General features: G+C 65.6%; 12 protein-coding genes. 9 read left to right on the top strand and 3 right to left on the bottom strand.

Annotation, left to right across the window (positions count from 1 at the left end):
- The first annotated feature begins 32 nt into the window (after nucleotides 1–32).
- The 3 genes from FB390_RS20835 (at nucleotide 33) to FB390_RS20825 (ending at nucleotide 4032) form a co-directional block, all read left to right on the top strand.
- Entirely contained in the window at nucleotides 33–1607 is a 1575-nt protein-coding gene (locus FB390_RS20835) for a class I adenylate-forming enzyme family protein (RefSeq protein ID WP_141810438.1), read from the top strand.
- The gene (locus FB390_RS20830; protein ID WP_141810437.1) at nucleotides 1604–2698 is read left to right on the top strand and encodes a Zn-dependent alcohol dehydrogenase; all 1095 of its coding nucleotides are present in this window, start codon (nucleotides 1604–1606) and stop codon (nucleotides 2696–2698) included. The genes FB390_RS20835 and FB390_RS20830 overlap by 4 nt, the downstream gene beginning before the upstream one ends.
- A gap of 188 nt (nucleotides 2699–2886) precedes the next feature.
- A complete protein-coding gene (locus FB390_RS20825) occupies nucleotides 2887–4032 on the top strand; it encodes a low temperature requirement protein A (protein WP_141810436.1) in 1146 nt (381 codons plus the stop codon).
- 58 nt (nucleotides 4033–4090) lie between these two features.
- Here FB390_RS20825 and FB390_RS20820 read toward each other — a convergent pair whose 3' ends face one another.
- Entirely contained in the window at nucleotides 4091–5134 is a 1044-nt protein-coding gene (locus FB390_RS20820; protein WP_246124134.1) for an MFS transporter, read from the bottom strand.
- A gap of 87 nt (nucleotides 5135–5221) precedes the next feature.
- On the opposite strand from FB390_RS20820, the gene FB390_RS20815 reads away from it, so the two are divergent.
- Nucleotides 5222–6121, top strand: coding sequence for an SDR family NAD(P)-dependent oxidoreductase (locus tag FB390_RS20815; RefSeq protein ID WP_141810435.1), 900 nt, complete (start codon nucleotides 5222–5224; stop codon nucleotides 6119–6121).
- 72 nt (nucleotides 6122–6193) lie between these two features.
- Here FB390_RS20815 and FB390_RS20810 read toward each other — a convergent pair whose 3' ends face one another.
- On the bottom strand, nucleotides 6194–7129 hold the full coding sequence (locus FB390_RS20810) for an alpha/beta hydrolase (RefSeq protein WP_141810434.1): 936 nt from the start codon (nucleotides 7127–7129) through the stop codon (nucleotides 6194–6196).
- Here FB390_RS20810 and FB390_RS34990 point away from each other — a divergent pair.
- Nucleotides 7080–7580, top strand: a complete 501-nt coding sequence (locus tag FB390_RS34990) for a hypothetical protein (protein ID WP_484213833.1) — start codon at nucleotides 7080–7082, stop codon at nucleotides 7578–7580. The two genes, FB390_RS20810 and FB390_RS34990, sit on opposite strands and share 50 nt — an antisense overlap.
- 201 nt (nucleotides 7581–7781) lie before the next feature.
- Here the strand turns inward: FB390_RS34990 and FB390_RS20805 are convergent, their stop codons facing one another.
- Entirely contained in the window at nucleotides 7782–8960 is a 1179-nt protein-coding gene (locus FB390_RS20805) for a lactonase family protein (RefSeq protein ID WP_141810433.1), read from the bottom strand.
- Between the two features lie 240 nt (nucleotides 8961–9200).
- Between FB390_RS20805 and FB390_RS20800 the strand changes: the two genes are divergently transcribed.
- The 4 genes from FB390_RS20800 to FB390_RS34650 all read left to right on the top strand — a co-directional run bounded on the left by FB390_RS20800 (nucleotide 9201) and on the right by FB390_RS34650 (nucleotide 14075).
- Nucleotides 9201–10367, top strand: coding sequence for a lactonase family protein (locus tag FB390_RS20800; protein WP_141810432.1), 1167 nt, complete (start codon nucleotides 9201–9203; stop codon nucleotides 10365–10367).
- Nucleotides 10368–11334: 967 nt separating this feature from the next.
- Nucleotides 11335–11574 (top strand): excisionase family DNA-binding protein, encoded by a 240-nt coding sequence (locus tag FB390_RS33620; protein ID WP_185757108.1) that lies wholly within the window; start codon nucleotides 11335–11337, stop codon nucleotides 11572–11574.
- A 459-nt stretch (nucleotides 11575–12033) separates the two neighbouring features.
- Entirely contained in the window at nucleotides 12034–13512 is a 1479-nt protein-coding gene (locus FB390_RS34325; RefSeq protein ID WP_246124133.1) for a site-specific integrase, read from the top strand.
- 437 nt (nucleotides 13513–13949) lie between these two features.
- The gene (locus FB390_RS34650) at nucleotides 13950–14075 is read left to right on the top strand and encodes a hypothetical protein (RefSeq protein ID WP_281292398.1); all 126 of its coding nucleotides are present in this window, start codon (nucleotides 13950–13952) and stop codon (nucleotides 14073–14075) included.
- Nucleotides 14076–14352 lie beyond the last annotated feature (277 nt).

Below are 14352 nucleotides of genomic sequence, written 5' to 3'. Positions count from 1 at the left end.
AGTCACTGCCGCCTCACTCGCCGGAGCATCCGATGGGGATGAGCCTGAACTACATCACCGACGCCATCGCCGCGCAGATGCCCGCCGTCGATCCGAACCGGCCCGCTGTCGCCCTCGGCAACGAGCCCGCATTGAGCTGGCTCGAACTGCGCGCCGCCGAGCTGCGCTACGCGCGGGCGCTGCAACAGGCAGGGGTGCGCAAAGGCGACCGGGTGGGTCTGCTGCTACGCAACTGCACCGATTACATCGCCCTCTACCTGGCCATCGGTCGGGTCGGCGCGATCGCGGTACGCCTCAACTGGCGGCTCACCGCACCGGAATTGCTTTTCGCGCTCGATGATTCCGATCCCGGCGTGCTCGTGTTCGATCCCGAATTCGGCGCCACGCTGGCCGGCATCCGCGACGACATCGCGGTGACAACCTATGTCGCGCGCGGCGATTCCGGTTCCCTCGATGGAGCGGTTCCACTGGCCGAATTCGCCGCCGAGGACTCCGATGCCACTGGTTTCCCGGTCGTGAGCGCCGAAGACCCGGTGTCGCTGATGTATTCATCGGGCACCACCGGACGACCCAAGGGCGCGTTGTTCTCCCACGGCAACGCCCTGTGGATCGGATCGATCCAGGCGCAACGCTGGCGCATCGGCAGCGAAACCGTGAGCCAGACCAGCGGGCCGCTGTTTCACGCGGGCGGCTTCGAGGTCCTGTTGCTGCCGGCACTGACCTCCCACGGCACCGCGATCACCTTCCCGTCGGGCAACTTCACGCTCGAGAACTTCCTGGACGTCGCCGACCGGCACGGCGCCACCGATGTTTTGCTCTACCCCTTCATGCTGTTCGACCTGCTGCGTGGCGACGAGGACATCATCGAACGCGTACCGCAGACGCTGCGGCGCATCGTCACCGGCGGTGACATCGTGATGCCGTGGGTCTACGACGAACTCGAAAACCGCCTCCCCGGTGTCGAACTGGTGCAGTCCTACAGTCTCACCGAAGGCGGCGCGGTCAGCACCAGCCTCGAGTTCGATCGGGCCCGAGGCCACGAGAGCAGTATCGGCACCCCACAGGCCATGACCGAGATCAAGGTCGTCCGGCCGGACGGCTCACGCACCGCTGTCGGCGAGGTCGGTGAGATCTGTGTGCGCAGCGGCGGCGTGAGCATCGGTTACTGGAACCGGCCCGACGCCGACCGCGCCACCTTCATCAATGGCTGGTGCCACTCCGGTGACCTCGGCAGCGTCGATGCCGAGGGCTTTCTGACCATCGCCGGACGGGCAAAGGACATGTACCGCAGCGGCGGTGAGAACGTCTACCCCGCCGAGATCGAGATGGTGCTCACCGGACACCCCGATGTCGCCGACGCCGCCGTGATCGGCGTGCCGGATCAGCGTTACGTCGAAGTGGGTGCCGCACTCGTCGTCGCGACCGAAGGCAGCTCCCTCGACATCGAGGAGCTGCGCGGCTGGCTCGGTGAACGTCTCGCCAAATACAAAGTGCCCAAACACTTCTACGTCGTCGGCGAATTGCCACGTAACGCCAACGGCAAGGTCCTCAAGAACGTGCTGCGCGACACCTACGGGCAGACCACAACAACGGAGACGGACACATGACACGAGCAGCACTGTTCGAACGGGCCGGTGCGCCACTGCGGCTGGCCGAGATCGAGATCGCGTCACCCGGTCCCGGCGAGGTCGTCGTCGATGTCGCCGCCACCGGTGTCTGCCATTCCGACGTGGGGGTGTTCTCCGGGAAGCTCCCCGCGCCCGCGCCTTTGGTGCTCGGCCACGAGGGTGCCGGTGTCGTCGCCGAGGTCGGGGCAGGCGTGGACGATCTGGCCGTCGGCGATCATGTCGTGTTGTCGTGGCTCGCGAATTGCGGCACCTGCTACTACTGTCAGCGCGCCGAACAGCACCTGTGCGGCCGTCCGCGAACCATGCTCGGCGCCCACACGCTGCCTGACGGCAGCACCCGGATGAGTCTCGACGACACACCGGTGCGCCAGTTCTGCGGGCTCGGCACATTCTCCCAACGCACCGTCGTGCCGGCGGGCGCGGCCATCCGGATCTCCGACCGGGTGCCGATCGCCTCCGCTGCCCTGCTCGGATGTGGCGTGCTCACCGGATTCGGCGCCGCGGTCAAGACGGGCGGTGTCCGGGTAGGCGACGCCGTCGCGGTCATCGGTTGCGGTGGGGTGGGCCTGAACGCAGTACAGGGTGCCCGGATCGCAGGCGCCACCACCATCATCGCCATCGATGTCCACACCGACCGGCTCGCACTCGCCACCCGCCTCGGTGCGTCCCACACCCTCACCGCAGGCCCGGACGTCGTCAAACAGGTGCAGCGGCTCACCGGCCGCCGCGGTGCCGACGTCGTAATCGAAGTGGCGGGACGCCAGGAGACCGTCAATCAAGCGGTGGCGATGGCCAGGCGCGGTGGCACCGCAGTTCTGGTCGGCGCGGGGCCCGGTGTGGGCGTGGACGAAGTGTTCAACAATGTGGTCATGTCCGGCAAGACGGTCAAGGGCTGCCTGTACGGCTCGGCGCATGTCCGGCGCGACATTCCCCAACTTGTCGAGCTCTATCAGCGTGGCGCATTGCTGCTGGACGAATTGGTCACGGAGACATTCGATTTCGACAACATCGCGAGGGCGGTCGACTACTGCGCCGGGGAGAACGGCGCTCGCGCGGTAGTCCTTTCCTGAGGATCCTGCGGACTCGGGCTTCGGCGAGTGAGCCCCGTCGATCTACGCGCCACGCGCGCCGCCACGCAGGCACCGATTCGGCCCGGGCGACGGCACGCAGATGTCGCAGGAACAAGCGCTGTCCGCATTGCGCGTAGGTATGCTGAGGGTTCGCTGGAACGGTCGGAGATCGGCGCCGGAGGAAGCTGATGAGCGCACCGCATCTGCCGCTCGCCCGGGCGGTCTCGCCACTGGAACTGTTCTTCGACCTGGTCTTCGTCTTGGCGCTGGGTCAGCTCACCCACCACTTCGTCGCACACATAAGCTGGCGGGGCGCGGCCGAGACCCTGGTGGCGTTGATCGCGGTGGTGGGTATCTGGACGTTCACCACCTTCGAGATCACCATGCTCGACGTCGAACGCGCGAGCACGAAGATCGTGACCGTGGTGGTGATGGCGCTGGGCCTGTTCGCGAACGCGGGGATCGCGCACGCGTTCGACGACAGCCCGTGGCTGTTCGTGGTGCCGATGCTCGCCGCGCTGATCGGTCCGTGCGTCTACGCCGCGGTGACCGCGCCCAGCGACGCCTTGCGTGGGCACTTTCTGCGGGTGCTGCTCTGGTTTGCGGTGTCCACTCCCCTGTGGGTGATCGGCGCGGCAGTGAAACCAGAAACGCGCCTGTGGTTCTGGGCGGCCGCAGCGGGGATCGATCTGATCGGAACCTGGTCGGCCCACCCGATCCCCGGGCGGCGGATCGATTCGCGCCTACTGGCGTTCGACGCCGAGCACATCGTCGAACGGATGCGGCTGTTCCTCATCATCATGCTCGGCGAGACCGTACTGACGCTAGGACGGGTGATCACCGGACACCACGACGACGCGCTGGTGCTGACCCTCGCCTTCGGCTGCTTCCTGGCACTGGTGTGCCTGTGGCAGATGTACTTCGCCCGCGCCGAGCACGAGGTGGTCCGCCACATCACCCACACCACCGACCCGATCGCCGCCGTACACCTCGGACTCAGCGCGATCTACGGGGTGGTGGCCGGGCTGGTGATGTTCGCCGCGGGCGCGGAAATGCTGCTCGGGCACGCGCACATCGATCGCGCCGGAACCGCGGGCGTCCTCGTCCTGACCGGCCCGGCCGTCTACCTGCTCGCGCAGGCCTTCTACTTCTACCGTGAGACGCGTGGTGATTGGCTGCCCCGCGTCGTCGGTGCTGCCGTACTGATCGCCACGGCGATACTTGCCTACCGCGTGCCGCCGTGGCTGGTCGTGGTGCTGCTCGTGCTGATCCTCGGTGTTCTCGCCGTTCGACTCTCCCGCGCGAGCGGCTCCGCGAGAACCGTAAGCGCATAGCCGCCGCTCCTCGTCTACTACAGCGGCTGTCTCCCTATCGCGGTGCGGAACTCCGAGGTCAGAGTTTCCGAGCCCCAGGCGGTGTACCGGCACCAGCGATTCGCAAGCCCACCCGGTCCTTCTGGTCGAAGACCACACCGGCGACCACCAGAACAGCCGCGCCGATGATCAGCAGCGAGACACCCCATGTCGCGTGTGTGGGCGAGACGGTCACGATGGCCAAGGCCGCCAACGGGACCCTGCCGCCCGCTGTCGCTCCACTGACCTCGCGCCCCGCGCCGAGCCCGGACGCGCGGCACCGTGATGATCGCCGCCGTGCTGGCCAGGGTGATTCCGAAAACGCCGACGTTGGCCGCCACGTCCTGGAACTGTGTGAGGTAGGACAGCGAGAAGTCTTGAAGGTGTAGGAGATCGCGGCATAGCCGCCATAGACCGCCGCGACGACCGCGAGCCCACGCCAGTCCAACTTCAGCAGATCCAGGAACACCTGGAACCCCTTGCGCCGCTTGGCTTCCGTCGTCACCCGCTCGAAGTCCGGCGTCTCCGGCATATTGCGCCGGATCCAGTAGCCGACACCGACCACGGCGAAGCTCGCGACGAACGAGATACGCCAACCCCAGTCGTAGAGGAACTCCTTGCCAAAGCTGGTCACACCGGTCACCGCCAGCGAGGCACCGAGTAGTCCGACCTGGGCGTCGAGTGCGGGCAACGCCCCGAAACGGCCCTTGGTCCTCTCGTCGGCGTACTCATAGGCGACCGCGATCGCACTTCCCAGCTCGGCGCTCGCACCGAAGCCCTGCAGGATCCGCAGGATCACCAGCAGGATCGGCGCCGCGATACCGATCGTCTCGCAGGACGGCAGCAATCCGATCAATCCCGACACGATACCCATGATCAGCAGGCTCAGAGACAGCACCGCCTTGCGACCGATCTTCTCGCCTAGGATGCCGCCATTCACGACCCGGGTCGCGCGTGAGGTCGATGCCGTACGGGCAGTGGGAGGTTCTTTCACCGCAGCGGCGATCGACGCGGTTGGACGGCGGCGATTCCATGGCGCCGACCGATTTCGCCCACTCTTGCGTGGCGGCACCTCGAGCGTCATATACTATTAAATATATTTTTAGTCCGATGGGATGCCCTACGTCCCGTCCACCTGCGTCCATGCCATGCATGGAGGGAAGCGAGAGCCATGTTGCGTTTCGACGGGAAGGTCGCCATCGTCACGGGCGGCGGCCGGGGGCTCGGCCGCTCGCACGCGCTGCTGCTGGCCTCACGGGGAGCATCGATCGTAGTCAACGACTTCGGATCGTCTGCCGCCGGGCAAGGGTCCGACACCTCCCCCGCCGACGATGTGGTCTCCGAAATCATCGCGGCTGGCGGCAAGGCCGTCGCGAACTACGAAAGCGTCTCGACCGGCGCCGAGGCGATCGTGCGGACCGCGATCGAGACATTCGGGCGTCTCGACATCGTCGTGAACAATGCCGGCATCAACCACATGACGCCGTTCGGCCCGGAGGCGATCGAGGGCATCCGCCAGCACATGGAGGTCAACTTCTTCGGCACCGCAGCGGTCACCGCCGCCGCTTGGCCTCATCTCATCGCCTCAGGTGCGGGGCGAGTCGTCAATACCGCGTCGCCCACGCTGGTCGGCTTCGAACAGCAGAGCGCGTACGTCGCCTCCAAAGGCGCCATCTTCTCGTTCACCCGCACCCTCGCCATGGAAGCGCTCAAAGTCGGTATTCGCGTGAACGCGATCGCCCCCACCGCCTACACGCGAATGGCAGCGGAGGCGGAGATACCCGATGATCTCAAGAAGATGCTCGAGAACTCGATGACCACCGCAATGGTCTCCCCGACCGTTGCCTACCTCGCACACGAGGACTGCTCTATCACCGGCGAGACACTGCTCAGCCAGGGTGGCGTGATGCAGCGCTTCGCGCTCACGATGAACACCGGTTACACGAACGCCGAGGTGACGCCGGAGGACATCCGAGCGAACCTCGACGCGATCCTCGACGACGCCAGCAGCAAGCCGGTCGGAATCATCGGCTCGGACAACGAGGGTTCACTCCTCGACTTGTTCGACTGAGTCGAAGCGCTCGTGCCCCACGACAGCGAGGACCACAGTTCCGGTGGTCATCGCTGTCGTGTATCGAGCCGATCAGCTCAGGTGCTTGCCGAAGAACGGCACCAGGCTCGCCAGCGCTTCACCGGTCGGGCCGGGCTGGTCGTACAGGTCGTAGTGCGAGGCGCCCTCGACCACGACGAGCTGCTTGTCCTTCGACGCGGCACGACCGTAGAGCTCCATGCTCAGCCGCTGCGAGGCGAAGGCGCCGGGCTTGTCGCCGATGACAACGCACAGCGGCTGGGTCAGGAAGACCTCGACACGATCGTAGGCGTCCCAATCGGCCAGGGCGGCCTGACGACCGAAGTTGAAGCTGGTCTTGCCGCCGGGGGCTTGGCCGCGATCGGTCTTGTAGTAGTCGGTGGCCTCGAGAACATCGATGTCCGCGACACCCGCCTGCTTGGCCACTTCGACCGACGGCGGCAGCAAATCGTTGATCACCTGGGCCTGGCCGCGAGCCTCCGCCGTGCGCTGGGCGGCGATCGCCTCGAGCATGCCCATCGGGTTGTACTCGGAGAAACCCTCACGCATCAGTCGGCCGACGTTGCTGCCGACCACGGTGCCCAGTGCCTTGATGCGGCGATCGATCTTGGTGGCCGCCACGGCGTAACCCGCACCACCACAGATCGCGAGCACACCGATGTTGTCCGCGTCGACAAAGGGCAGGGTGACGAGATAGTCGATCACAAAGCTGAAATCGCTGGTCCGGAAGCCGGGATCCTCCACCGCCCGCGGATCGCCGCCACTGTCACCCTGGAAGCTCGCATCGAAGGCCGCCACCACGAAGCCCGCCTCGGCCAGCGCCGTGCCGTAGATGTTGCCCGAAGTCTGCGCCTTGCAGCTGCCGGTCGGGTGGGCGGAGATGATGGTGGGGTACGTCTTCGATTCGTCGAACCCGGGCGGGAAATAGATATCGGTCGCGATGTCCCAGGCCCAACCCTTGACGGCCACTGTCTTGACGTTGTCTGCCATGACTACTTCTCTCCAGCTCTCTAGCAATTTCCTGGCTACAACAACGAAGCTACGGTTGTTTCGGGAGCCGCAGAAGGGCAGAACAGTGCCTAGGAACAATCCGTCCCAGTCTGACCGGCAGCACGCAATAGCCGGGACCCGGCGGACTTCTCTCGCCGCTATCTCGCAAGTGGTTCGGGACGATTTTGATCGGCAGCACCCTCATCGCGCTGAATCCCGTGCGTTCGGTGGACTCCGCAAGCTTCCATCAGGGCGCTGGCAAGCCAACTACACCGGCCCGGACAAGGCCATCCACAAAGCCCCGGCAACGTTCGCCACCAGAACGCGGGCAGAGGACTGGATCGCCGCGGCGCGAGCTCATCGATCTCGAAACATGGACTCCCCGGCAACTCGCAACGCCACCGAACCCCAACCTGTCCCCCACCCCGAAGCTGTCCTATCCGGGCAGTAACGCCGAGCGAGTCGTCGCAACACGGGTCTCCCGGCGCGGAAGACCCCTTGCGAGACGAACAGTCGGCACCTACAACTACCTACTCCGCGAACACATCAACGGTACTGCGCATGGTGCTCAACGTGGAATTCGAGGACGGCCACAAGAGTTCCGCCGACTCTACGAGCACTGGGTTTCGGCGAGCGCATCTCATCGGGACAGCTATCGCCGGGGCACCAGCGTCATCGTCCGGCCGTCCGCGACGAATTTTCGGGTGTAGATCGTCATCGACTCGTCGAGGTCGAGCACACCGTCCGCGCCGATCGCGAACCGGCGCAGGATCTCCTCACCGCCACGAGCGGGGTCGGTGCCCAGCGCCCACAGCGTCCGCCCGCTCGGCGACATCACCGAGGACTCGGCGAACGTTCCCGGCTTGTCCGGTGCGAAATCCGCATTCGGCAACGCGGTCAGCGACCCATCCGACTCGATCCGGTAGGAGCTGATGAAACTCGAGCCCATGTTCGGCACATACAGGTAGCGCCCGTCGGGGGTGATGCTCGGAACGTGCGGCAAAAGGCCTGCGGGATATGGCGATCCGGCCATCTCCGTCAGTGCGCCGTCCGAGGCCCGGTGGTAGGCCGACACGTCTGCTGTCAGTTCGTTGATCACGTATACCGAGCGGCCATCGGGAGTGATGGTCGCGAAGATCGGATTCATCCCCGTGCCCAGGCGCTGACGTGGCGCGGACACGGTGCCGTCGGGATGGATATCGAAATTCAGGAGCTGGCGCGCGAACAGCGAGGTCACCAACAGGCTCGCGCCGTCGGGCGCCACCGCGACCGTGGAAACGCCGTCCATCGCCTGACCGAACGGCACCGCAGGCCCGTTCGGCACGGGTACGCCGTCGGCGCCGATGCTCAGGGCTACCACCTTCGCGTTGGTCAGGCCGGTCACTACATACGCGTCGCGCCCGTTCGGGGCGAACGCGATGTCGATCGGCACATCCGGCAGTGCCAGCGTCGCTCCCGCGGTCAGCTCGCCGTCGGGGCCGATGGCGTAGGTGAGCAGCCGCCGTTCGGTTGTCGGCGCCACGAAAAGGAACCGTCCGTCCGGGGTCGCCGCCTGGGGCCAGTTGGGTACTCCGGTGTCCGCGCTGCCCGAGATAGGCGCCGGAGCACCGGTGTCCGACGCTCGGTATCCCGCGATGCCGTTGCTCAGAAAACCATGGGCGTAGATGAAATAACCGGCGTCCTCCGCAGCCGCGTGCGGTACCACCGCGAGTCCCGGCAGCATGGCCGCGGCCAGCGCCATGATCCAGCCCGCACTGCGGCGAGTGTGACCACCGGAGAAAACGGGAACCCGTCTCGCCACATCACCTGTCGTCTTCGAATCAGATGCCATGGCAGGACGGTACGACCTGTTCGTGCACGCCGACTGTCCAGAATTCAGACACTTCCGGAAATGGGCTCGGGCGCGACTCGGCCATTTGTGTCCGGATTCTGGACATTTCCGGGGCCGATCAATCCGTACGGTCTAGCGCAATTCGCACGACGCATCGCGACACGGACAACGCAATGCCGTACGGGGACAACTGTGCGAAAGGAAAGGGAGCGCAGGCGCTCCCGCTGCGAAAGGTAGTCGATGACGACATCCATATCCCGCCGGACCGGACGCCGCCGCGGCGGTATCCACAAGGCCCGTGTCGCCTTGGCCACGGTACTGCTGAGCTCGGCGAGCTGGACGCTCTCCCCCGCCCCACCGGCCGCCGCCGCACCCGCCGCGCAACCACAGTTCATGCTGGTCGGTGGTACCGCCAGCGGCACTATCGCCGTCCTGCGGATGAATGCCGACGGCTCCCTGACCAAGGTCGCGGGCAGCCCGTTCGATGTGGACTTCGGCCTGTTCTCGGTCGCTCTCGCGCCCGAGAGCCGCACGCTCTACGCCACCCAGGCGGGCACCCAGCAGGTCACCGGTTATCACATCGATGATCAGGGCGCCTTGCGGCCGGTTCCGGGTGGTGAGGCGCCGATCGACGGTGGCCTGCCGATCACCTCGACCCTGACCCCCGACGGCAAGTGGCTGTACGTCGGTGTCGGTGGATTCCCCGGACGCATCGACGCTTTCGCGGTCGGCGCCTCCGGCGCGCTGACACCGGCCGGATCGACCCCGGTGCCCGGCGCGGGCCTGGGAATGCTGCCGATGCTGACCACCGACCCCGACGGCCGGTTCCTGCGGTTCACCAGCGCGCTCGACGGCAACCTCACCAGCTTCGCCATCCACGCCGACGGCACCCTGAGCCCACTCGGTGACTCGGTGCCGATCGGAACGCTGCCGGTCAATCCCGGGTACACGCCGGATGGACGCTTCGTCTACGTCAGCCAGGAACAAGGTGGCGCCGTGTCGGGCTTCGCCATCGGTGCCGACGGTCGCTTGACACCCACTCCTGGCTCGCCGTACGCCGTTCCGGCGATGCCGCACAACGCCGAGGTCAGCACCGACGGGCGCCGGGTCTACATCCCCTCGGTCGCCGCGGGCAAGGTCAGCGGCTTCGCCATCGGCGCCGACGGTGCGCTGACCCCGCTGCCCGGTTCCCCGTACAACACACCGCTCGGCTCCGGCCCCGGTTGGGTGCTGCTCAGTGACGACGAGAAGCACCTTTACGCCGCCGATGTGCTCACCACCAACATCACCACGAGGGTGCACACCTACGACGTCCGCGCCGACGGCAGCCTCGCCCCCTCGTCGCTGCCCTCCGTCGACACCGGAACCATCCTCTCCGACGGCCCGGTGATGGTGAAGACAAAGTAGCGCAACGAGAACCGCCCCGCCCGCGAAGGATCACGGACGGGGCGGTTCGGTTGTCCCACAGTCGATCAGCCGACCCCGACGGCCTCCGCGAGGGCGATCAGCGCCCGCGCGGTCTTGACGTGCGCGATGTCGACAGACTGTCCCTCGAAGTCGACGGCGGCGCGGCCCGCGGCCTCGGCTTCCTCGAACGCGGCGATCGGGCGGCGCGCTTCGTCGGCGGCCGCGGTGGAAGGCGCAAAGACCTCGTTGGCGACCGCGACGTGCAGCGGATGAATGGCGACCAGGCCCCGGGTAGCCGAGTCGCCGGTTGTCCTCGCAGAACCGACGGCAACCGTCGACGTTGCGGATGTCCTGCCAGACCCCGACCATCGGATGGTCCAGACCGTTGGAGCGCGCCGCCAATACGCTAAACAGGCCCACCACCAGCGACGACGCCGACTACATCACGAAGTGATGCTGGAGTACTAGCCGAGTTCACGTTTTTCCGGTTTCATTGATGAGAAGGGATGAAGGTCGGCCGCACGGCCGTGGAGAGAACCCATGGCCCACAGTGATTTCGACGTCCGCGCTGACTTCCTCGTCGCGCAAGCGACGCTTCGTTCGCCCACGCCACGACCGCGACGCCGCGGCTCGGCACTCATTCCTACGTCATTCACAAGTCCAGCCCAGGACTCCTCACCCACGCGGGCCAGCGTTTCCGCGCTATCGCCATTGAACGGCAACCAGCGCAGCTGTCCATGCCTTCCCCTGCGGCAGCGAACCTGCGCTCGACGCCCCCTACCCCGTGCGCGGTTTCCGCTTACCGCACTACCTGTCGTCGACATCGTCTCGGCTGCAACGCGATCTGCTCGCGTTCAAGACTTTCGAAGCAGAAGCTACCAACGTTCCGGTGCTGAGAGATGCGCTGCATCGCCTCACCGATCCAGTTCAACCGGGAACACCTGGCCACTACAGGGGGAGCGAACTCGTGAATGACAAACAGTTATACGAGGTTCTTCTACGACTCGACGCTGCGCCGACCATCTCGGTCGATGACTTCGCGCTCCTGGTAGGTATCGGTCGCTCCACCGCGTATGCCGCCATAGCCGCTGGTGAAGTGCCATCTGTCCGGGTCGGCCGCCGGGTAAGAGTGCCGTCGGCCTGGGTACAAAGCCAGCTTCATCGCGATGGTCGTCAATCCGATTCGCAGTCCGTCGACCGAAGCTGACCGTCAGCAGATAGGACGATGCTGCGTGCCATATGCATTCTCATGCCTTCTCGCACAAGGTCTTTCAGAAAACGTTCACTGAACACAGCGGGTGTGATCCGGTCTCGGGATTCCGGATTGGCGCAGCGACGGGTTTCGCCGACTCCACGAGCACGTGGTTTCGCCGAGGGCATCTTCGAGGACTGCGCCACTATTAGCTAAAGACGTTGGCTGACAGGGCATATCGCGACCCGTGCCCGCAGGCGGCGTGCCTAACCACGTCACCTTACAAGACGAGAGTGCTCCCCTGCGGCGCACAGGCCGGAAGAGCGGTCACCACGCCGTGTGAAGACCACGGACATAGCGAGTGTGACGCGCGATTGACGACACTTCGCTCTCTCGGAGCCGACTTGTGTCTGAAGCTCGTCATTCCCGAACCAACGCCGAACAACCACCTGCCCTTTGAAAGGAGGTAGAGAAGTGGCTGACATCACCGGCTCGCCCACCGATGGCGGTAAACCCCAGCGGCAACGCCGATCCGAGCCCATCGATGTCAGGACCGCGAAGGACGGCACCAAGACCTACACATTCCAAATCGATGTCGGTATCAAACCTGACGGCAGCCGCGACCGCCAGCGATTCACCTACTCGACCAAAAGCGACGCCCGGCGCGAATTCCGCCGGATCTCGAGCGAGGTCGCCGCCGGAACATTCGTCAAGCTCACCGACCTCACAGTCGACGAAGCGTGTGATCTATGGCTCGAAGGGAAACGCGCCGTCCGCATCAACAGCCTCGAGGGGTACCGCAAAAGCCTCAAGCCGGTACGCCGTCGGTTAGGCGAGAAGAAACTTCGCGACTTGACCAAGAACGACGGCGACGATCTGGTGACATGGATGATCACCGAGGGTCGCGTGGATCCCCGGTCCGTCCGTGAGGGCTCGGTCGCGTCCCGGGTCGCCGCGTTCGTTGCCGAGCATCCCGAGGGCGTCACGCGGGCCCAAGTCAAGGCCGCGTTCCCCGACATCAATGCGGGCGCCGCACTGAGCTGCACGATCCGCACCGGACGGCTCACCCGCCCCCGCCGCGCAGTGTACGTCGCTGTCGACCGCGACAAAACCAACCCCGACCCCCAAGGCTGCAAGCCGGTCACTATCCGGCAAACCCTGATGGTCCTGAGTATGGTCGTCCAGTCCTTCGTCGACCAAGGCGCATTGCCCCGCAACGTCGTTACCCTTGTCGAACGTCCGAAAGACTCGATCGAAGATGACGACGATGAACACGCCAGCGCCACCACCCCGAAAACGTGGACTCCCGACGAGGTACAGACGTTCCGAGACTCGGTCCGCGACGACCGCCTGTACGCATGCTGGCTCATGAGCTGCTATGGCATGCGTCGCTCCGAAATACTCGGCCTGCGCTGGTTCCGAGTCGATGACTCCCTATTGAAAGTGCGCCGCGGGCGTGTTCCTCTCAGCAAAGGCAGCCCCGTGGAAGGGCTGCCGAAATCAAAGCGGAGCCGGCGCAACCTTCCCCTACCGTCCGACCTGGCCGCCGCCCTCCGCACACTCAAGCGGATACAGATGACCGAGTGTCTCGCCCGCGGCGAAACGTGGAGCGACGACCGCCTGGTCGCCATTCACGAGGACGGCACACCCATCGCTCCCCAGCGGTACACCAATGAGTTTCACCGTCTCAGGGAATCTGCCGGACTGCGCCGCATCCAGCTCAGGCACCTTCGCAACACCAGCGTCAGCCTCATGCTGGCACTCAAGATCCCTGTCCACGTCGTCGCAGCATGGCACGGACACGACCCAGCGATGTCGCTGGGCGTCTACTCCGAAGCCCAACCCGCGGATCTGAAGTCAGCAGGAACCCTGTTGCACGCACTGCAAACCGGCAGCCTGCCCCACACCGAGCACCCTGTGGACCCACGACCACATGGCGGCGCGCTCGCCTAGCACGGTGCTCGACACCAGACTTCCTGGCGCCAGCCGCAAGCAATCATGTACACCACGGCACCGCCAGACAACACCACGCACAAGTCTGCCGCACACCGACTCGGTTTTGGCGGCGCAGGTCCACAAATGCCCAGGCTGGGCCAGGTTTTCCTGCCTTAGCAGTGTGCCAACAGTGTGCCAAGACAGGCAGATACGGCCGGGACACCCCCGCAGCGTACAGACGCCGATATGCAGCTGACCTGGACATCGGCAGCCCCAACGGACGAATCGGCACAAGTTCCAGAATTTGTGGAGATTCCGTGTGCGTCGTCGGCTCGGTCTTGCGACTAACCGTGCACCGGGCGCGCCTCGTGGGCGATGCCCTCGTGCTCCGAGCCGCGACGAAAACGCAGCAGCCGCAAGGCATTCGCCACACGAGCAAGGTGGAGCCCTCGTGGATGAACACCGCCGGACCGATGGGCGGTGACGTCCGGTGCATTGCGCGCCGAGCCCTCGAGGTGTTCGACGAGTACCGCCGGATGGCCGTCGAGCGCGGACTCACGGTGCAGAACCGCGCGTGCTGAGGCTATGCGTCACAGCACACCGCGACCGCGCCGTCACCGAACCGTGTCCCCGCCGCGACGAAGGCCGTGGCGGGTCTCGACATCGCCGTACCCCTCCGAATGCCTGCCGGAGCCGATGCCGACGCCTGAACCGGCACCAAACCTGTTGGAAGCTGGGCATTCACCGTGTTCCGCGGGCGCGAGAGCGATCTACCCGATCCCCTCGGCAAACCTCCAGCACCGCGACAAAGACCGCACCGAACACCGCCGACACCCCGGGATTGCATCTCGGCATCGC

Source organism: Nocardia bhagyanarayanae (assembly GCF_006716565.1).
In the GTDB taxonomy this organism is placed as follows: Bacteria; Actinomycetota; Actinomycetes; order Mycobacteriales; family Mycobacteriaceae; genus Nocardia; species Nocardia bhagyanarayanae.
The sequence above is the reverse complement of the archived record's forward strand: the minus strand, read 5'-3'. Positions and strand labels throughout refer to the sequence as shown.